The organism is Paludisphaera rhizosphaerae, from assembly GCF_011065895.1.
Lineage (GTDB): Bacteria > Planctomycetota > Planctomycetia > Isosphaerales > Isosphaeraceae > Paludisphaera > Paludisphaera rhizosphaerae.
Genome location: NZ_JAALCR010000002.1, coordinates 413,323 through 434,027 on the forward strand (window position 1 = coordinate 413,323; position 20,705 = coordinate 434,027).

A 20,705-nucleotide genomic window follows, 5' to 3' on the forward strand; every position below is an offset into this window, starting at 1 on the left:
GTGATCGCGCCCCGACTGACGATCCGAAACCTGAGCAAGAGCTACGCCGCACCAGTCCTTCGCGCCGTTGACCTGGACCTGTTCTCGGGTGAGGTCGTGGCTCTGATGGGCGCCAACGGCGCGGGCAAGTCGACGCTCGCGCGGATCGTCGCGGGGCTCGGTCAACCCGACGCCGGCTCGATGCACCTCGACGGAGAACCCTACCGGCCCACGTCGCGACGCCGGGCCGAGGACTTCGGCGTCCAGATCGTCCAGCAAGAGTTAACGCTCATCCCCACGCTGACCGTGGCGGAGAACCTCTTCCTGGACCGGCTCCCAAGGCGCCTGGGATTGGTCCGCTTCGGCTCATTGCGGAAGGAAGCCGTCAAGGCCCTGGCGCTCGTGGGTCTGTCCTCGATCGACCCGGAGACACCCGTCTCGCGGCTGGGGGTCGGCGAACAGCAACTCGTCGAGATCGCCCGCAGCCTGGCGCGCGACTGCCGGATCCTGATCCTCGACGAGCCGACCGCCGCCCTGACCAGCCCACAGGTGGACGTTCTCTTCGAGAACATCGCGCGCCTCAAGCGGCAGGGAGCGTCGGTCGTCTACGTCAGCCACCGGCTGGACGAGGTGCGACGGATCGCCGACCGGATCAGCGTCCTCCGCGACGGCAAGCTCGTCGCCACGCGGCCGGCATCGGAAATGAGCCTTGATGAGGCCGTCCGCCTGATGGTCGGATCGAACCCGTCGCGCGACGAGGTCCGTCACGCGCGAACGCCCGGCGAGGTCGTGTTGAGCGTACGCAACCTCTCGCGCGGGGACCGAGTCAAGGACGTGAGCCTGGACGTTCGAGCGGGCGAAGTGGTGGGCGTTTCGGGGCTCGTCGGGTCGGGTCGTTCGGAACTCCTGCGGGCGATCTTCGGGGCTGATGAGGCCGAATCGGGGGGCGTCTCCATCGCGGGAGGACCGCCCAGACGGTTCCGCTCGCCCCGACAGGCGGTAGTCGCCGGACTCGGGATGGTGCCGGAAGATCGAAAGACCGAGGGCCTGCTCCTTCCACGTTCAATCCGCCTGAACCTGACCCTGGGCGATCTGAGGCGGCTCCGCAATCGAGTGGGCTTCGTTGACACGCGCCGGGAACGGGCCGACGCGGTCGCCATGACGGAGCGCGTTCACCTGGCCTACGCCTCCACCGAGCAGGCCGCCGAGCAGCTCAGCGGCGGCAACCAGCAGAAGGTGCTCGTCGGCCGCTGGCTCGCCCGCGAGCCGAAGGTGATGCTTTACGACGAGCCGACGCGGGGCGTCGACGTCGCGGCCAAGTTCGCGCTCTATCGCCTCATCGACGAGACGGCCGCGAAGGGAACGGGCGTACTCGTCGTGTCGAGCGAGGTTGAGGAGCTGATGTTGATCTGCGATCGGATCGTCGTGATCTCCGACGGTCGGCTGGTCGCGAATTTCAACCGCGGCGAATGGACCGAGGAAAAGCTCCTCGCCGCGGCCTTCCAGGAATACACGGACCGACCGGGGGCGCGCGGGTGACATGAACGATCCGGGCCAAGAATCGCGAACCGACCTCCGTGCTTCCTCGCTCGCCGCCTGGAGGAGCACCGGTGATGTCCTCGGCATGCTCGTCGTGCTGGCCGCGCTCTCGGCGGCCTTCGGTTTCTTCAGCGACCATTTCTGGTCGCCGCAGACGGTAAAGACGATCGTCAACCAGTCAACCGATCTCACGGCGCTCGCGGTGGGGATGACGCTCGTCCTGGTCATCGGCGGGATCGACCTCTCGGTCGGCTCCGTCGTCGCCCATTGCGGGGCGGTGCTGGCGATCGCGCTCGTCGACTGGAACGCGCCCTTCCCGGTCGCGCTGATCGCCTGCCTGGGGGCTGGGGCGCTCATCGGTCTCATCAACGGGCTCATCACCGTCCATCTGACGATCCCCTCGTTCATCGTCACGCTCGGGATGCTCGAATCGGCCCGAGGCGCGACCTACCTGCTGACGAACTCGGAAACGAAGTACGTCGGCCCCCGGATCGAGTGGCTGGCGCGGCCGATTCCTGGCCTCGGAGCCTCGACGAGCTTCCTGATCGCCCTTGGGCTGGTCGTGGCCGGCCAGATCCTACTCACCCGGACGGTCTTCGGCCGCTACGCGGTCGCGATCGGAACGAACCGCGAGGCGGTGCGGCTCTCGGGGATCGACCCTCGGCCGACCGAGTTGCTGACGTTCGTGCTCTCCGGCCTGTGCGCAGCGATCGCGTCAGTCTTTCAAGTGGCCCGAGTCTCTTCGGCTGATCCCAACGGCGGCGTGGGGATGGAGCTTGGAGCGATCGCCGCGGTGGTGATCGGCGGCACAAGCCTGATGGGCGGCCGGGGTTCCGTGCTCCGGAGCTTCCTCGGCGTCCTCATCATCGCCGTGCTCCAGACGGGCCTGGACCACGTCGGGGCCAGCGAACCGGCCAAACGACTCATCAGCGGCCTGGTGATCGTGCTGGCGGTCGTCGCCGACGTCCACCGCCGAAGGTGGACGGCGTTCGTCGCCCGCAGCTTCGGTCGCCTCAGACGGACTCCTCGACCTTCGACGTGACGAAGACCGGCCGGTCCCATTTCGTCGTTGCGAAGACAGTCAGCGCGGCGAGAAGAAAGACGATCCCGACCGCGCAGGCGCCGATCCATCCGTGACGCGGCCAGACCGCCGCCCCCACGGCGGAGCCCATCGACCCGCCCAGGAAGAACGCGACCATGTAGACGGTGTTCAACCGGCTCCGCGCCTCGGGTCTCAAGCCGTAAATCCGCGTCTGGTTCGAGATGTGGTTGCACTGAGCCCCCACGTCCAGCAGCAGCACCCCGACGACCAATCCGGTCATCGTCCATCCGAGGACGCCAAGAACCAGGTAAGCCGCCAGCATCATCAACAACCCAAGGCCGATCGACCAGCGCGAGCCTCGGCGATCGGCGAAGCTGCCCACCAATGGCGCAGCCGCCGCGCCGCCGGCTCCGACCAGCCCGAACAGGCCCACGACGTCACTGCCGTAATGAAACGGCGGCGTCGCCAGATGGAAGGCCAGCACCGTCCAGAAGACGCTGAAGGACGCGAAGGCCAGGCCACCGAAGAGGGCCGAAGTCCGAAGCGCGGGAAGCTCTCGAACCAGGCCGACGATCGAGCGCATCAAGGCCCCGTACGAGGTCCCGACCAGCGTCGGCGAGGATTTCGGCAGCCCACTGGCCATCACCCCCGCCAGTACGATCATCAGCCCGGAAGCCAGCCAGTAGACCGCCCGCCAGCCCAGATGCGAGCCGATGAAACCGCTCGCGGTCCGCGCCAGCAGGATGCCGATCAGAAGCCCGCTCATTACCGTCCCCACGACCTTCCCACGCTCGTTGGGCTCGGCGATCGCCGCGGCGAAAGGGACGATGATCTGAGGAGTCACCGTTGAGGCCCCGAGGATCAGGCTCGCGACCGCCAGCCAGGCGAAGCTCGGCGAGACGGCCACCGCCGCAAGCGCCAGCGCCGTCGCCAGCAGCAGGACCACGATCAGCCGCCGCCGCTCCAGCAGGTCGCCGAGCGGGGCCAGCAACAGCATCCCCGACGCATAACCGACCTGCGTGGCGGTCGAGACGATTCCCATTCGAGAGGCAGACGCGGAGAAGTGATCCCCCATGCGTTCCAGCAGCGGTTGGCTATAGTAGAGGTTCGCCACCGACAGCCCGCTGCCGATCGCCATGATCCAGACCGTCCTACGTTCAATCATCGTCTCGGCGGGAAGCTCGTTCGAGAGGTGGAAGCCCCGCAACGGCCGGGATCGGCGTCGCGAGAGGGCTTCGCGGGGTTTGAAGACATCTTAACCGTCGGGTCAACCGTCCGACACAGGAGTTCACGTTGAAGCGGGCTTTCCCACGCGTCATCCTCGCCCTGGCCGCCCTGTTCCTCGCCGTCGCGCCGCCGGCGGAAGCGCAACAGGCCTCGATCAAGTCGCTGGACCTCGCCGGCCAGACCGAACGTCAGGTGATCGTGGACCAGGAGTCGGGCCAGTATCTCGGGCATCCAACCACGGTCCTGCTCGAAGACGGCAAGACGATCGTGATCGTCTACCCCAAGGGACACGGCAAGGGTGCCATCGTCCTGAAGCGCAGCACCGACGGCGGCCTGACCTGGTCGGACCGGATGCCGACGCCTGAGAACTGGTCGACCTCGTTGGAGACGCCGACGATCCACCGCGTGATTGACAAGGACGGCAAGAAGCGACTGATCGTCTTCTCGGGGATGATGCCGATTCGATCGTCGCTCAGCGAAGACGACGGGATCACCTGGTCGCCGCTGAAGCCCATCGGCGACTTCGGCGGGATCGTGGCGATGGCGAGCGTCGACCGCCTGAAGGACGGGACTTACATGGCCCTCTTCCACGGCGACGGATCTCCGGCCGTCGCGGGGAAGTCGGAACCCCGGCGCTTTCGCGTCAAGAAGACTCTCTCGCATGACGGCGGACTGACCTGGAGCGAGCCGATCGTGATCGCCGAGTCAGACACGCTTCGCCTCTGCGAGCCCGGACTCGTTCGCTCACCCGACGGCCGTCAAATCGCGGTGATCCTTCGTGAGAACAGCCGCAAACACAACTCGTACCTCATCACGTCCGACGACGAGGGCGAGACGTGGACCAAACCCCGCGAGCTTCCACTCTCCCTCACCGGCGACCGCCACACCGCCAGGTACGCTCCCGACGGCCGCCTCTTCATCGCGTTTCGCGACATGGCCAAGGACAGCCCGACCCAGGGCGACTGGGTCGCCTGGGTCGGAACGTATGACGACATCGTCCAAGGTCGCGACGGCCAGTATCGCATCCGTCTGATGGACAACCACGCCAAATGGGACTGCGCGTATCCCGGCGTGGAAGTCCTCCCGGACGGCACGATCGTGACCACGACTTACGGCCACTGGAACCCGGACGAGAAGGTGAAGCCTTACATCGTCTCCGTCCGTCTGAAGCTGGGCGAACTCGACGTCATGGCCGCCCCGTCGCGCTGATCGCAGATCCCCGGCCGCGCTCGACTCGCGCGGCCGGGGCTGGCGGTCGTCTCGGATCAGAGCATGTCGCGGAGCTTCCTCGAATAGCGCGGCATGGCGAAACGGACGTCCTCGGCCGCTTCGTACTCGATCACGACATACCCCGCGTAAAGGGCCGCGACGAGGATGTCGACGATCCGCTGCAGGTCGGCCTCCTCGGTCGGCTTGCCCTTGGGGTGGATCTCGGTCTTCACCTGGACGTTCACCGCGTAGGGAGCCAGCCGGGCGAGGTCGCCGTAGGGGTCCTCGGTCCGGAAGTTCCCGGTGTCCAGGTTCACGCCGAAGTTCGGATGGTTGATCGCGTTCACGAACTTCAGGAGTTGATCGGCCGACGCCGTGATCCCGCCGTGGTTCTCCAGCGCCAGGACGATTCCCTTGGCCTCGGCGTAGGGGAGAACCTCGTTGAAGCACTCGATCACCCAGCCGAAGGCGACGTCCTCGGTCGAGTCCTTGGGGATCTGCCCGGCGAAGACGCGGATCACCGGCGCGCCCATCCAGGCGGCTCGATCGATCCATTTCTTGGCCAGGGCGATCTGCTCGACCCGCTTCTCGCCCGACGGAACGCAGAAATTGTTGCCGATCGAGGTTCCCGAAACGTCGAGCCCCTCCAGGAACGCCTGCCGCTTGAACCTGGAGAAATAAGCCTCGTCGGCGTCGGGCGGGAAGTAGTAAGAGGTCGGCTCAACGGCGTCGAAACCGAGGCTCGCCGCCAGATCGAGAAATCCGAACATGTCCATCTTCGGCGGTTTCGCTTGCAGCAACTGCCGATACGAATACGCGGCCACACTCAGCTTCAGGTGGCTGGGCCGCTTGCGAAGGATCGGAGGAATGGCGCGGACCGTCGCCTGACCTAGCAGCGAGGGAGCGGCGGCCGCCGCCAACAGCGAGCGGCGCAGGAAAGCGCGACGATTGTCGTTCATGGCGTGAGAACCTCAGTTTGACGGCGGTGAGCCGCGAGTGAGAAGTCGACGCGGCCAGCAGGCTGAGCCGCTTCATACCCTGAATTTACAGGGCGCGTCTGGTCGCTTCCACCGTCGACCGCCGTTCTGAAAAGTTCTCCGCCGCCCGAACGGCTCCCCTTTACGAATCGAGATCGGCGAGCAGTTCGTTGACCTCGCGATTGAGGAAGCGCACGTCCTCGGCCGGCTTCTCCTCGTGAGGCAGCGAGAATTCGTCGACCTCCGGCCACTCCTCGCCGCCGTCCTCGCGGGGGGGCTTGTCGCCAGGCTCGGCCTGCTTCCGCGACCTCATGTAGAGCTTGATGGGAACGTCGTGGAACGGGAGCTTCTCGCGGAAGACGTTCAACAGGTAGCGGAGGTAGGTCGCGTCGAACAGCCGGGGGCTGTTGACGAACAGGACGACGGTCGGCGGGGCCGAGCCGACCTGAGTGGCGTAGTAGATCTTCGCCGGACGATTCTCACGAACCGCCGGCGGGTGCGCGGCGACGGCTTCGCGAAGAACGCGGTTGAGCGTCCCGGTCCCCACGCGGCGGTTGGCCTGCTTGAAGAGCGACTGCGACAGGTTCAACAGAGCCTTCACGTTCTTCCCGGTCTTGGCCGTGATGAACGCCATCGGCATGTAGCTCATGTTGCGGAAGGAGTGCTGAACCGCGTGGGCGAAGCGGCTCATGCCCTTGGCGCCCTCGTTCTCGTCGCTGTTCAGCATGAGGTCCCACTTGTTCACGACGAACACGCAGGGCTTGTATTCCTTGGAGATGTAGTCGGCCAGTTGCTTGTCCAGCCGGGTGATCCCCTGCGTCGGGTCCATAAACAGGTAGACGACGTCCGCCCGGCGGATTGAGCGCTCGGCTCGGTGGATCGAGTAAAAGTCCAGGTCGTCGCGGATCTTCGCCTTGCGCTTCACGCCGGCGGTGTCGATCGCCATGAACGGCAGGCCGTCCAGCTCGAAGTGGACGTCGACCGAATCGCGGGTGGTTCCCGGCCGTTCCGAGACGATCATCCGCTCAGCCTGGGCGAGCGTGTTGATGAACGTGCTCTTGCCGGTGTTCGGCCGGCCGACGACGGCGATTTTCATCACGGCGTCGGCGGGGCGTTCGGTCTGCTCCCAGGGGAGGAGCTTCTCGATCAGCCGAAGAAGCTGCGCCTTGTTGCGATTCTGGTGCGTGGAGACGGCGATCGGCTTGCCGCGGCCAAGCTTGTAGAACTCGCCGCCGCGATCGTCGAAGATCGCGTCGTCAGCCTTGTTCATCACCAGGATGACGGGCGTCTTCATGTAGCGAAGACGCTGGGCGACCACCTCGTCGAGGGGCATCAGCTCCTCGCGGATGTCGACGACGAAGAGGATCAGGTCGGCCTCGTTCATGGCCGTGTCGATCTGGCGCTCGACGTCCTGGTCGAGGTCGTCGCGGTCGACGATGCCGACGCCGCCGGTGTCGATCAGCTCGAAGAACCGGGGATCGTCGTCGTCCCCGATCTGCACGAGCGTCCCAACCCGGTCCCGGGTGACGCCGGCCACGTCGTCGACGATCGCGATTTTCCGACCCGCCAGCCAGTTGAACAGCGACGACTTGCCGACGTTGGGCCGACCCACGATGACGACTTTGGGCAGAGCCATGACACGAACTCCCCGCAGAACCACGGTTCCGGAAACGGTCCGACGTGCGTGATGGCGGGGAGACCGACGTAGGAAGGCAGGTGCGAGGAAGGAAACCGACCCCGGATGCGCGCGCCGTCCGAATTCACCCGATGCTTGACGCGACCCGAACCACACTGAATCGCGATTATTATACGATCGCACGTACGGTTTCGGCAAATCGTACTCAAACAAGTCTTCCGAGTCCTCGCCCAGCATGACCGCAGGCACGCACGATTCGCGACTGACGACGGCCGATTTCATGGCGTTCACAATCGGGGCCGCCTTCGCCCTGCTGCACCTGAAACGAGCGTTGGGACCGGACGTCTCCACGCCGGGTCTGATCGTGGGTTCTCTGGCTTTCCTCTGGTTGACCGCCACCACCGCCGGGCCCTTCGTCGTGCTCTTCCGACGGATGGCCGGCGTTGAATCCGAGGGTCCAACGGTCGGCGACCGCCTGTGGCTGGTGCTTGGCGCGCCCTGGATCCTCAGTTCGCTGTTCGCCTGGTTGCAATCGGGATTCCCCGCGATCGTCCTGGCCGTGGGGGTGGCCGAAGCCTGCCTGCTGGCGATGATCGAAGTCTGGCGACGCTGGATCTCCGTCTCGGCGGAGGAGGCGAAGGTCGCCTTCAGCGGCGCCTGGACGAACCGCTTCGGAATGATCCTGGCGATCGCCTGGCCCGTCCAGATTGCGTTGTTGCTGATCGCGTCGACGTAGCGATCACGCTCGCGCGGCGGCATTCAGATCGACGTCCGGAAGGAACTCGGGCCCCTTCGGCGTCACAACTCGGTCGGGTCGACCCGACATCAGCGCGGCGGCCAGTTCATAGAACCGTGAGAGATGGGCCGAAGCCCGTCGCAGCCCCTCGTCGGGATCAATCGCTCCGTGCAGAGGGTACGACCAGTCGAGTTGCTGGGCGCGGAGAAGGCAACGGAGCATCTCGGCAGCGGTCTGCTTCTCCCTCTCCGACATGGAGCCGCGACGATCGAGGGCGAATGCGAGCAGGTCCGAAGCTGCGCGGCAACGGTCGAAGAGGTCGGAGCCAGCCGGACGGGCCGCGAGGAATCCGCCGGCCGTTGCGCCGGGGCGGCCCATCACGCCGACCGGGTTGCGGGCCAGATAGCGGTCGAGCGACGCTCCGCAGGCGGTATCGAGTCGCGACAGTTGATTCAGCAGGGTCGCCAGCCACAGGGCGCCCCCTCCGGCAGGCCAGGCCCTCGCCAGGTCGACGGCCGAGAAGGCGACGGCCGTCAGACGTTCGTCGGCGAACTCGGCGTCGTCCGGAACGGCGTAGCACTGCTCGATCCAGCGGTTCAGGAAGTGTTCCGCATGATCGCTGGCGGCTCGCGGGGCTAGCTTCGGATCGGCGTAGCGTGCGTCGAGCCCGTACCCGACGCCGGCGTCGAAGGCGTGAGCGGTAGGCTCGGTCGAGACGGCGAACGCCGCCACGCCGACCGGCGTGATCATGGGCGCGGCCGTCCGCAAGGGCGGCAGGACGGTCCCCCTGAGGAAAGCGTCGGCGGGAACCCCGAAGTATCGCAGGCCGTTCGCAGCCAGCGTTCCTTCGATTCCGGCCGCATAACTCAGCGAGGGGAGCCAGATCCCCGAGGGGCGCGTTTCCAAACGGCGGGCGTGATCCTCAACCGCCAGGCCGACCTGGGATTGAATCAGAATCCGCTCGGAGGCGAGGCTGGGAATCCACGTGTGAGTGGCCGTCGTCGGGATCACCTCGATCGCGCCCGAGCCGCTCCAACGACGGAGCAGGCTCAGCGCGTCGCCGCCTCCTGTGGAGGCGAAGAACCGATGGAGATCACGGTCGAGCCGACCGTCGCCGGCTCGTCGCGCCATCTCGCGCCTGACCATTTCACGAGCGGTCGCGTCGGCGGCCTGGGCCGTCCAGCTCGGGCTGACCGCCAGGGTGATCGAGGCGCCTCCGGAATGTTCGACGAAGTCGTTGACGGCGTGGAGAACCGGCCAGAAGACGCCCACGGCGGAGTCAGCCCAGTCCCGGCCGACGCCTCGGCCGGGAGCGGGGAGCGGGTGGTGGAGTTCCAGGACCAGGGCCAGGCAGGGCGTCACCGTTCTTGTTCCTCGGAGGCGTCGCGAGAGTCTTGAGGTCGTTCAGACGACGGGACGTCTGGGGGCGACCCTGAGCCGCCGCGGATGGATTGCGGGGGCATGCCCCTCGCGCGGGAGATGGCAGATCCGGGCGTGGGTCAGCGGATGGAAGTAGCCCCATCGCGACCGTACGCCCAGACAGGCTGCGATCGACCTTCCGTCGAACGGCAATGCGATCGTGCGATGCGTTTCGGACAGGCTCACGTCCACGTCCGACGTGTTGTGGGCGTTCAGCCCGTCGAAGGCCGTGTCGGTCACGTCGAAGAGCCGAATCGTCAATACGGCTCGCGGCGCCTCCGGTCCCAGCCACTCCAGCGCCGACCGCCAGTCGTCGGGGCGAACCGTCCAGGAGGCTTCCGCCTCACGGCTGGAAATCGGAGTCAGGGCCAACCGGGATCGAAGTTCCGGAAACGCGATCGGCGTTGAACCTGTCCCAGCCCGCCGAATCCGGCCGTCGCCGGCTTCGGGCCCGTTCCGCCGGGCGTCGATCAGCCGCATGTACGACCGGAGCCATTGCAGGGCGACGCCCTCGGGATCGCTCGAGCGAGCCTCCACGGCCGATGCGAGTCGGACGTCCTCCTCGCGACGGTCCCTATCGAAGAGGGCGTCGAGAATGTCGCGGGCCAGGGATTCGGGGGTCCGTCCCGCGACGCGAATTACAGGCGCGCCCAAAAGGCACGCCGCCCGAGCGACGGGGTCGTCGATCGCGTTCGTGGAGCCGACGCCGACGACGGCCGCCTCCGAGACGGCCGCGTTCCAACGTCCGATCGCCGGCAGTCGAGTTCCTCCCCATTCCGTCGAGAGGAGTCCCTCGCCCTTGAGCCGACGCCGCAGTCGATCCCAGCGCGGATCCGCACCGAAAACCGCTGCCACGAGCCCGGGGGACTTCTCCCGCGCCGACTTCACTCCATCCAGGATCGTTCGAGAGCAGCGCCGCGCGTCGTGAGACATGACGAAGACGGCGCAAGAGCCTTCCTCGGGAGCGTCTCGCGGACCTTCACGGTCGAGCCAATGTGCAAGGCCCTCCTGGGAGAGAACCGTGACGATGCGGCCTGCGTTCGGGCCGATTCGCGTCCGGAGCCGTTCGGCCCCCCAGGGGTGATCGCAGAACCAGGCGTCGGGCGCCGACAGCGGTCCGAATCCAGGGTTCTCCGCCTCCTCGCCCTCGGCCCGGTCCGAGGCGATGACGACCGCTCGGCCGCCGCCGCGCGTGGCCAGTTCGCCGGCCGCCGGCCTGGCCTTCGGGTCCAGGGCGTGGATCACGTCGAAGTCGTAGCTCAGGCCCGCGTTGCTCGCCGCCCGAACCACGCCGACGCCGAACGAGGTCGGCTCGTCGCCGCCGATCTCATGGGGGCAGCGCACTTCCAGCCAGCCGGGATGCGCCTCGCGCTCGGCCTCGTCTGGGAACCATCGGGTCAGGGCGACGAGGTCGACCCCCGGCCGGGCGATCGCGGAGACCGCCGCGCGGTCGAGGTCCCACCCGATCAGGGCGATCCGCATCAGCGACCTTCCTCCCCACGTGCTCATTCCCAGGTGCGCAAGGCCATCCCTCGATGACGCTCCATTTCACTGCGAACTATATCACGCGCGGGGGTCTGGCGAGCCTTTTCCCAAGCCGCACTCCATCCCGATCACGGAGAACGCGCCGGTTGAAACGATTGTGCGGGCTCTGAAATTCGACCTCGGAATTGGTCGTAAAATCTTGAATGAGAGGCTGTGCATTCTTTCTCAATTCGACGCGCATCGAAGTCAGGCGGACGTCGGAATCGACATCGACGTTCCGCGAAACCGACATTCCTCGCTCGTGTCCGGCATCCGCCTGAAGCCAGATCTGGCCTAACGGTTGGAATCAGGGACCAGGGACGCGCCTGCGGAGCCATACGATGGGCGACGGTTGCTCGGGCTCCCACACCGGTTCATGGCACTTAAGCGTGGCCATGGCACCCGGATGAGGCATCCTTCGCAAAGTATGGCGGAAATGCGGACGAACGAAGCCAAAGCCGGCGTCGTTAAAGCCAGCATGGATTGGGCTTTGCGCCGCCCGATGGCTCTGGCTTCCGTCGCAAACGAAGCCGCCGCGGCGGTTAACGCCCTGCTCGACCAGGTCTGTCTTCGGATCGCCCTGGCGGTCGGTGACCGGTGCGGTTCGATCCTGGCAGCCGAGGGGGATTCTCGCCGATCGAAGCCAAATCGCTGGCGTTCCCAAGTCGAACGCCCGCAGGACTTTAAAAACGAAACGGCGGGTTCGCTTCGATTGAAAACGAACCCGCCGTCGGTTGGTTTTGAGCCTCGGGATCAACCGTGGGCTTCTTCGTCCTTGCTCGCCTCATCGGGAGGCGTCCAGTCGGCGGGGAGGCCGGCTTCGCGACGGAGGCGATCCATCCAGTCCTGGTTCTGGCGGATCGAGGTCTGGATTCGGGTGAGAGCCTTGTAGCTCATCTCCTCGCCGACCGGGCCGTACAGGTTGTTGAAGTCGACGGGCTCGCGACGGTCCAGGGCGACGACGTAATACATCGTCCCAGGCTGGTTGGACGCGACGAGCGGCTCGCCTTCCTGGACGCTGAAGTACGCGTTGCGGAGGGCCTCACCGGGGTAGCTGATCCCCGGGATGGGGGTCTCGGTCGGCGGGGCGTAACCGAACGGGTTGTCGGCGAAGCCCGACTGCATGCTGGTGATCGGCGGAACCGAGGCGACGGTGTAGCCGTCGACCTGATCGGCCTCGATCTTCCCCTTCTTCTCCGCCTTCAGCTTGGACGCGATATCCTGAGCGGCCTTTTCAGCCAGGGGGCGGGCCTTTGCCAGTTTCCAGGCCCGGACGACATCGGCGCGGACTTCGTCCAGACTCGGGACGCGCGGGGCCTCGTCCTTCATCTTGCGGGCGAGATAGCGGTTGCCGATCAGGTCGATCAGTTCAACGGGCTCATAGAGGCCGACCTTGGGATCGAAGAACTCATCGACGAACCGCCGGCCGCCGCTGAGCCGGACGGATCCGACCTGGGCGTTGGCGATCATCCCGTAGCGTTCCGCCTGCTCTCGGGAAAGAAGCGGAGAGATCTCATAGGCCAGGCCGTCCTTCGCGGCGATCGCCTTGAGGTCGACGTCGACGGGGGCCTTCACGCTTGCGTTCGGGTCGGCGGCCTTTTCGTCGAGCATCGTCAAGTAGTCGTCCGCGAAGGGGATCAGTTCCTTGTCGCGGATCTCGCCGAAGACGTTGCCGACCTGCTCCTGGGCTTTCTCATCGGCGAGCCGTTCGGCCAGCAGAGCCTTGACCTGCGCGAACGGTTGGATCACCGGCGGCGTAAGTTCAGGAGCATCGGCGAAGAGGTCGTCGGGGAAATCGGAGGGAATCTTGTACTCGTTCTTGTGGTTCTCGTAGAAGGTCTGCAGCTCAGCCTCGGGGAGCTTGTCGCGGAGGGCGCGAGCCTTGCCTTCGGCGTCGATCGAGACGAACTCGACCTGAACCTTGCGGGGGACCTTGAAGCCAGGCGTCGGAGAGCCGGGGGTCGGGAGAACGTCCTTGTACTTGTCGAAGAGCGTCTGGACCTCGGTCGAGGACGGTTCCTCAACCTTGGCCAGGAAGTTCTCGACGGGAATCTCGACGATCTTGTCGGCGACCCGCTCGCCCTGATTGCGATAGGCCTGGTAGACGTCGTAGGGCGTGATCATCGGCCGACCGCCGATCAACCCGCGGACCTGCTGGATTCGGGCCTGGTTGGCGAGATCGGCCAGAAGCTGTTCGCGGCTGACCTCGTTGCTGAACCGGCTGTAGAGGATCTCGAAGTTCTCCCGGTTCAGCGGCAGCATGGAGTTGGCCTGGAGGAATTCCTTGCCGGCGGCGGAATCGGCGGGCATTCCCAGGCGGTCGGCTTCCTTCTCGAGGATCACAGCATCGATCAGGTCGCGCTGCTTGAGGCCGCCGAAGAACCCGTCACGGTCGAATCGCTGACTCACCGAGCCCATCAGGAGATTGGCGCGGTTGCGCTGGCTGGCCATGGCGTGCAGGTCGCTGAGCCGAACGGTTTTCCCGAACACCTTGGCGACCTCGACGTCGCCCCGGTTGCCGTAGCTCGAACTGAGCATACGGGGCAGGCTGTCGGCGAGGACGAAGGTGAACATCGCCAGGATGGCGAGAATGGCCAGCATCTTGCGCTGGTGGCGACGGAAGACCTCGAAAGGCATGGGGATCCTCAGATGCTTTCAGAGAGGCTCGGGGGGGCCTCCTCGGCGCCCCACCCCTTGACAGACCCCGTTACCCTAGCTATGCCCCTTATTGGGGAGGCAGCGGGATCGCGATCGACGGCCCAGGAAACCCCCATCGTAGCAATTCCGCCGCCCGGAGCAACCTCAAAGGGCCGGCGCTCGTAATCCGGCGGAACCCGGACGGATCGACTGATCTGATTTCTAGGAAAGACCATAGGACAACAACGTGCCGCCAAAGTCCTCTCCCAAGTCCGAATCCCCCGACGGCGACGCTCCCAAGCCCAAGGCGGCCAAGGCGAAAGCCGCCCCGAAGGCCAAGGCCGCTCCCAAGGCCAAGGCCGCTCCCAAGAAGGCTGCTGCGCCGAAGGGCTCGAAGTCTGCGACCGGCAAGGGTGCGAAGTCAAAGACCGCCGAGGTCGACTACGGGACGCCGGGGACCGGCCCCTCGCTGGTGATCGTCGAGAGCCCCAAGAAAGCGAAGTCGATCAACAAGTTCCTGGGCTCGCGATACCTCGTCAAAGCCAGCATGGGCCACGTCCGCGACCTCCCCAAGCGGAAGCTCGGGCTGGACGTCGCCAACGGCTACGCCCCGTCGTACGAGGTCGTCCCCGCCAAGACGGAGACCATCGGCACCCTGAAGCGAGACGCTTCCCGGGCCGACATCGTCTACCTGGCGACTGACCCTGACCGCGAGGGGGAAGCCATCGCCTGGCACCTCCAGCACGCCCTGGAACTCCCCGACGAGCGGGTCCGCCGCGTGACCTTCCATGAGATCACCGAGCGAGCCGTGCGCGACGCGTTCGGCAAGGTCGGCCCGATCAACATGGACATGGTCAACGCCCAGCAAGCGCGCCGGTTCCTCGACCGCTTCGTGGGCTATCAGCTCAGCCCCCTGCTCTGGAAGAAGGTGGCCCGGAACCTGTCCGCGGGCCGCGTCCAGTCGGTCGCCACCCGGTTGATCGTCGACCGTGAGCGGGAGATCCGGGCGTTCGTCCAGGAAGAGTTCTGGCGGATCACCGCTACCGTCTCCCCCGTCGGCTCGACGAAGGAGGACGAGAAGTTCGAGGCAGGACTCGTCGACTTCGACGGCAAGAAGTTCGAGGCCACGAACGAGGCCGACGCCCAGAAGGTCCGCGACGTCCTGGCCTCCGAGACCTACGTCGTCTCGAAGGTTGAGGAAGCCGAGAAGCTCGACCGCGCCGACGCCCCGTTCAAAACGAGCACCCTGCAACAGCAGGCGTCCGTCCGGCTGCGGTTCTCCGGCAAGAAGACGATGAAGATCGCCCAGGAGCTTTACGAGGGTATCGACGTCGACGGCTCCGGCCCGGTCGGTCTCATCACCTACATGAGAACGGACAGTCTGCGGGTCTCGGATGAAGCCCTCACCAGCGTCCGCGACCTGATCAAGCACAACTTCGGCGATCGTTACCTACCGGCCAAGCCCAACCGCTACGCCGCCGGCAAGAACGCCCAGGAGGCTCACGAGGCCATCCGGCCGACCGACCTGGCGTACTCGCCCGAGAAGATCGGTGCCCATCTCACCCACGACCAGCTTCGGTTGTACGAGATGATCTACCGCCGATTCGTCGCCAGCCAGATGACGCCGGCCGTGTTCACCGTGACGGATGTCGCCATCCAGGCTGGGCCGGGGCTCTTCAAGGCGCAGGGCAAGATCCTCCGGTTCGACGGCCACCGACGGATGTGGGCGTCGTCCGGCAAGCAGGAAGACGCGCTGCTGCCGCCGATCAACGTCGGCCAGACGCTCGACCTTCAGGACCTGGCCGCAACCCAGCACTTCACCCAGCCGCCGCCGCGATACAGCGAAGCGACGCTCATCAAGGCCCTGGAAAAAGAGAACATCGGCCGACCTTCGACCTACGCCCCGATCATCCAGACGATCCAGGATCGGAAGTACGTCGAGCATAAGGATCGCCGGTTTTTCGCGACCGAGCTGGGGATGGTGGTGACCGACGTCCTGGTCAAGCACTTCCCCAAGATCCTCGACCTGAAGTTCACCGGTCACATGGAGGACGAGCTCGACGACATCGCGACCGCCAAGGAGGACATGGTCAAGGTCCTGGACGAGTTCTACTACCCGTTCCAGGACGCCCTCAAGGCGGCCGAGACCCAGATGGAGCGGGTGCAGATCGCGACCGACGAGGTCTGCCACGTCTGCGGCGCCCCGATGGTCATGAAGTTCGGCCGCACCGGCGAGTTCCTCGGCTGCTCCAAGTACCCCGACTGCAAGGCGACCCGCCCCATCGGCGGCGCACCTCGCGCCGAGGCCGTCGAGAGCGGCCACGACTGCCCGAAGTGCGGCAAACCGCTGATGATCCGCGAAAACAAGAAGGGCGAGAAGTTCCTCTCGTGCTCGGGCTATCCCGAGTGCAAGGAGTCGTTCGACATCGACGACCAGGGGAACCCCGTCCGCAAGGTCGTGGAGACCGAGCACGTCTGCGAGAAGTGCGGCAAACCGATGGCGCTTCGGAACGGCCGTCGCGGCCCCTTCCTCGGCTGCACCGGCTATCCCAAGTGCCGCAACATCGTGGCCGTCGACGCTGAGGGAAACCCGCTGCCGACCATCAAGATCGACCTCAAGTGCGAGAAGTGCGGCAAGCCGCTGGCCGTCCGCCAGGGCAAGCGTGGGGCGTTCCTGGGCTGCACCGGCTACCCCAAGTGCCGGAACGCCGTCCCGGTTCCCGATGAGCTGAAGGACGAGGTCGCCAAGATGGCCCCGCCCCCGGCCGCGGCGGCCGCCAAGGGCCCCGACTTCAAGTCGCTTGAGATCGACGAGACCTGCGAGGATTGCGGCGGTCCGATGATTCCTCGCAAGGGTCGTCGCGGCTACTTCCTCGGTTGCGCCAAGTACCCCAAGTGCAAGGGGACCAAAGAGCCCAGCCCCGAGACGCTGGAGAAGATCAACGCCGCCGTGGCTGCCGCGGAATCGGCGGAGTCTTCGGAATCGGCAGAGGTCGCCGCGACGGAGTGATCCGCCGCGGCACTTACACGTCGGCGGCCGAGGGTTTCGGCCGACCGACGATCATCGCGTAAGCCGTTGCATAGGTCCGACAGTGGGCGATCGTCACCAGGACGTCGCCCACGTTCTTACGCCGGACGACCTCCTTCGCACGCCCCCCGACCAGCACTCGCACGCCGCCGCCGGAGGCGCTCCGGATCTCCAGATCAGTCCAGCCGAAGCTCTGTTCCGGCCTCTGGCCGAGGGCTTTGAAAACGGCCTGCTTCCCAGCCCACAAACCCGCGAAGTGCTCGATGACGTGCCGTTTCCCCTGGCACGCGCGAATCTCGCGCTCGGTGAAGACCCGCCCCAGGAACAACTCCCCGTGCCGCTCGATCATGCCGCCGATGCGGGGACACTCCACGATGTCTGTTCCAATCCCCAGGATCTCCATCCCCGCCGGCCTCCTGCATCTTGCTGATAGGTCAATCGCACCAGTCTAACGGGGCGAACCTCAAACGAGGAGGATGTGACCGATTGCAAGGCCTGCGCCCGCTTCCAGGCCTGAAATCCGATCGCTCGGAAGTGAAGGCTCCGGTATACTTGGAGATCGCCTCCCGACCCTGTTCCGCCCCTTCCGAAGCAAGGAACGCGATGGATCTGCTCGCCGACCTGACGCCGCCCCAGCGAGAGGCCGCGACGCACGTGAACGGCCCTCTCCTCGTCCTGGCCGGAGCCGGTTCGGGGAAGACCCGCGTCATCACTCGGCGGGTCGCCTACCTGCTGCGTCAGGGAATCCCCGCCCACAACATCCTCGCGCTCACGTTCACCAACAAAGCGGCCGGCGAGATGCGGGAACGCATCGAGGCCATCGTCCCCGGCGCGAAGGTCTGGGTCGGCACCTTCCACGGTTTCTGCGCCCGACTTCTCAGAACTCACGGCTCGCTTGTCGGCCTGGACGCCTCGTTCACGATCTACGATCAGGCCGATCGACTGCGCACCGTCCGAGACGTGCTCGACGCCATGGGCGTCGAGGAACCTCCGATCACCCCCGAGAAGATCGAGGCCGCCATCAGCCGGGCCAAGAACGACCTCGCGACGCCCAAGTCCCTGGCTCATCGCGCCCGGGACGACAGGGATCGTCTGGTCGCCAAGGTCTACGGCGCCTACGAGGAGCGGCTCAAGGCCGCCTCAGCCGTCGACTTCGACGATCTCCTCGTCCACGTCGTCAAGATCCTCAAGGAGCACCGCGACGTCCGCGCTGAGCTCGACGCCCGTTATCGCTACGTCCTGGTCGACGAGTATCAGGACACCAACATGGCCCAGTACGCCATCGTTCGCGCCCTGTCCGTCGACCATCCCAACCTCTGCGTGACCGGCGACCCTGACCAATCCATCTACGGCTGGCGCGGGGCGAACCTCTCGAACATCCTCGAATTCGAGAAGGACTACACGGCCGTCAAGGTTGTGAAGCTCGAACATAACTATCGAAGCACGAAGACCATCCTCGCGGTCGCCGACCACCTCATCCAGCACAACGTCAACCGCAAGCCCAAGGCTCTCATCACGGAGAACCCCAGCGGCGAGCCCGTCCAGGTCACCGTCTTCGCACGGGAGACCGAGGAGGCCGAGGGAGTCGCATCGAAGATCGCCTCTCTCGTCCGCGAAGGGACCTACAACTACTCGGACGTTGCCGTCTTCTGCCGGATCACCGCCCTGACGCGGACCTTCGAGCAGGCCTTCCGGTCAGCCCGCATTCCGTACCAGATCGTCGGCGGGGTCTCGTTCTACGAGCGGCAAGAAGTCAAGGACGTCGTCTCTTACCTGAATCTGATCAACAACCCCAAGGATGATTTGGCGTTCAGCCGCGTGGTCAACGTCCCCCCGCGAGGTCTTGGGAAAACCTCGTTCGAGCGACTCATCGCCTTCGCCCGCGACCACGAATTGAGCCTGCTCGACGCCTCCCGCCGGGCTCGGGAAGTCCCCGGCCTGAAGGAGAAGGCCATCCGCGCCTTCCTTGATTTCGTCGCTCTTTACGACGAGTTGGCTGCGCTTCGCGACCACCCGGCGGAGACGGTCATCCTCCAGACGATGGAGAAGACGGGTTACCGCCAGCACCTGAAGGAAGAATCGCGGGGAGAAGGCGAGGACCGGCTGGCGAACCTCGAAGAACTCATCACCGCTGCCCGTGAGTTCGATCAGGAACACCCCGGCGCGACGATCCAGGACTTCCTCGCCGAGATCACCCTCGCGTCACCCGTCGACCGCTGGGACCAGCAGACCGGCGCCGTCACCTTGATGACCCTGCACGCCGCCAAGGGGCTCGAATTCCCGGTCGTCTTCATCATCGGGCTTGAGGAAGGTCTGCTCCCGCACAGCCGGGCCTTCGAGAATCCCAACGAGCTTGAAGAGGAGCGCCGGCTCTTCTTCGTCGGAATCACGCGAGCCCGTCGCGAGCTCTACATCAGCCGCTGTCGCATCCGAACGTTTCGAGGCCAGCAGCAAGCCACGGCGCAGTCGCGGTTCCTCATGGAGTTGCCCGAAGACTTCCTGACCTTCGACGATCGGTCGGGCGTCGCTTCCGGCGATTCGCGCTGGAGCCGTCCCTCGCACAACGCCTATTCAAACTATCCACCCCGGCGCCCCCAGCCGCCTCGAGCCGCGACCCCCGCGCCGAGCGGGTTCCGGCTCACGACGGCCGCCCAACTCGCTGGTGGTCCGGCCGCCGCCGGAGGCGGGGCTGCGGCCGCTCCGGGAAACCTCGACGCCTTCCGTCCTGGAACGTCCGTCCTTCATCCGGAGTACGGCCTGGGTCGAATCGTCGCCATCGAAGGAGCCGGCCCGAACCGAAAGGGGCGGGTTGCGTTCACCGTGGCCGGCGAGCGGACGTTCGTGTTGGCCAAGTCGCCTCTGAAGGTCGTCGGCAAGACCGGCGGAAGCCCGCGGTGAGAAGCCGAATATCATGAGCAACTCCAAACCCGCGTCACATCATCGCCGGCCCCCTCGACTGGGTGTGAACATCGACCACGTCGCCACGCTTCGACAGGCGAGGCGAGGCATCGAGCCGGATCCGGTTTGGGCCGCCGTCGCCTGCGAGATCGGCGGCGCGGACGGGATCACCGTTCACCTTCGGGAAGACCGGCGGCACATCCAGGATCGCGACGTCCGAGTCCTTCGGGAAACCGTCCAGATCGACCTGAATCTCGAGCTCTCGATCGAGCCCGAGATGGTGGCGATCGCACTAGCGCTGCGACCCGATCAGGTGACTCTCGTCCCGGAAAGGCGCGAGGAGGTCACCACCGAAGGCGGTCTCGCGGTTTCGCCGCGGCTCAAGGTCGTCGGCGAAGCCGTCGCACGGCTCCGCGACGCTGGAATTCGCGTCTCAGCCTTCCTGGATCCAGACCCGTCGGAGATCGACGCCTCCGTCAAGCTCGGTGTGGAGGCGATCGAACTGCACACGGGACGATACGCTGAGGCCCGTGAGGGTCGCGACCGCGACGCCGAACTTGAAGCGCTCCGCAGCGCTGGGGTTCGCATAATTTCCGCGGGAGTCGGCCTGCACGCGGGCCACGGTTTAAACTACCGAAACGTGGGTGACGTGGCCGCGATTCCCGAGATGGCCGAGCTTAACATCGGCCACGCGATCGTCTGCCGAGCCGTCTTCGTCGGGCTTGAGAAGGCGGTGCGTGAGATGAAAGAATGCATCACAAGGGTCTGGTGAGCGGCCCGCTCATGTGTAACATCTTGTAAAGCAGGCTCGCGGCTCTTCCCTCAGGGGCGGCCGCAACCTAATATATTGATCA

At 65.8% G+C, this 20,705-nt stretch carries 14 protein-coding genes; 7 read left to right on the forward strand and 7 right to left on the reverse strand.

Annotated features, from left to right (window positions below; all coding sequences use genetic code 11):
• Together G5C50_RS04360 and G5C50_RS04365 are read left to right on the forward strand one after the other, a co-directional pair.
• Entirely contained in the window at positions 1-1,518 is a 1,518-nt protein-coding gene (locus G5C50_RS04360) for a sugar ABC transporter ATP-binding protein (protein WP_165065481.1), read from the forward strand.
• 1 nt (position 1,519) lies between these two features.
• Entirely contained in the window at positions 1,520-2,560 is a 1,041-nt protein-coding gene (locus tag G5C50_RS04365; protein WP_165065484.1) for an ABC transporter permease, read from the forward strand.
• Here G5C50_RS04365 and G5C50_RS04370 read toward each other — a convergent pair.
• Entirely contained in the window at positions 2,532-3,698 is a 1,167-nt protein-coding gene (locus G5C50_RS04370; RefSeq protein WP_206107577.1) for an MFS transporter, read from the reverse strand. The genes G5C50_RS04365 and G5C50_RS04370 overlap by 29 nt on opposite strands.
• A 155-nt stretch (positions 3,699-3,853) precedes the next feature.
• Between G5C50_RS04370 and G5C50_RS04375 the strand changes: the two genes are divergently transcribed.
• Positions 3,854-4,996: a sialidase family protein gene (locus G5C50_RS04375; protein WP_165065488.1), complete on the forward strand. Its 1,143-nt coding sequence runs from the start codon at positions 3,854-3,856 to the stop codon at positions 4,994-4,996.
• Positions 4,997-5,052: 56 nt separating this feature from the next.
• Here G5C50_RS04375 and G5C50_RS04380 read toward each other — a convergent pair whose 3' ends face one another.
• The gene (locus tag G5C50_RS04380) at positions 5,053-5,955 is read right to left on the reverse strand and encodes a sugar phosphate isomerase/epimerase family protein (protein ID WP_165065491.1); all 903 of its coding nucleotides are present in this window, start codon (positions 5,953-5,955) and stop codon (positions 5,053-5,055) included.
• A gap of 160 nt (positions 5,956-6,115) precedes the next feature.
• Entirely contained in the window at positions 6,116-7,609 is a 1,494-nt protein-coding gene (gene der / locus G5C50_RS04385) for a ribosome biogenesis GTPase Der (protein WP_165065494.1), read from the reverse strand.
• A gap of 235 nt (positions 7,610-7,844) precedes the next feature.
• On the opposite strand from der, the gene G5C50_RS04390 reads away from it, so the two are divergent.
• Positions 7,845-8,345, forward strand: coding sequence for a hypothetical protein (locus tag G5C50_RS04390; RefSeq protein WP_165065497.1), 501 nt, complete (start codon positions 7,845-7,847; stop codon positions 8,343-8,345).
• A 3-nt stretch (positions 8,346-8,348) separates the two neighbouring features.
• Here the strand turns inward: G5C50_RS04390 and G5C50_RS04395 are convergent, their stop codons facing one another.
• The 3 genes from G5C50_RS04395 to G5C50_RS04405 form a co-directional block, all read right to left on the reverse strand.
• Positions 8,349-9,707 (reverse strand): glycoside hydrolase family 57 protein, encoded by a 1,359-nt coding sequence (locus G5C50_RS04395; RefSeq protein WP_165065499.1) that lies wholly within the window; start codon positions 9,705-9,707, stop codon positions 8,349-8,351.
• 42 nt (positions 9,708-9,749) lie between these two features.
• Entirely contained in the window at positions 9,750-11,246 is a 1,497-nt protein-coding gene (locus tag G5C50_RS04400; protein ID WP_165065502.1) for a DUF4912 domain-containing protein, read from the reverse strand.
• Positions 11,247-12,041: 795 nt separating this feature from the next.
• Positions 12,042-13,925: a SurA N-terminal domain-containing protein gene (locus G5C50_RS04405; RefSeq protein ID WP_165065505.1), complete on the reverse strand. Its 1,884-nt coding sequence runs from the start codon at positions 13,923-13,925 to the stop codon at positions 12,042-12,044.
• Between the two features lie 247 nt (positions 13,926-14,172).
• Here G5C50_RS04405 and topA point away from each other — a divergent pair, with 247 nt between their 5' ends.
• Entirely contained in the window at positions 14,173-16,935 is a 2,763-nt protein-coding gene (gene topA, locus G5C50_RS04410; protein WP_240906954.1) for a type I DNA topoisomerase, read from the forward strand.
• 13 nt (positions 16,936-16,948) lie between these two features.
• On the opposite strand, the gene acpS is transcribed toward topA, so the two are convergent.
• A complete protein-coding gene (gene acpS, locus G5C50_RS04415; protein WP_165065508.1) occupies positions 16,949-17,356 on the reverse strand; it encodes a holo-ACP synthase in 408 nt (135 codons plus the stop codon).
• Positions 17,357-17,556: 200 nt separating this feature from the next.
• Here acpS and G5C50_RS04420 point away from each other — a divergent pair, with 200 nt between their 5' ends.
• On the forward strand, positions 17,557-19,851 hold the full coding sequence (locus tag G5C50_RS04420) for an ATP-dependent helicase (RefSeq protein ID WP_165065511.1): 2,295 nt from the start codon (positions 17,557-17,559) through the stop codon (positions 19,849-19,851).
• Positions 19,852-19,864: 13 nt separating this feature from the next.
• Positions 19,865-20,623 (forward strand): pyridoxine 5'-phosphate synthase, encoded by a 759-nt coding sequence (locus tag G5C50_RS04425; protein WP_165065514.1) that lies wholly within the window; start codon positions 19,865-19,867, stop codon positions 20,621-20,623.
• Positions 20,624-20,705: the final 82 nt, after the last annotated feature.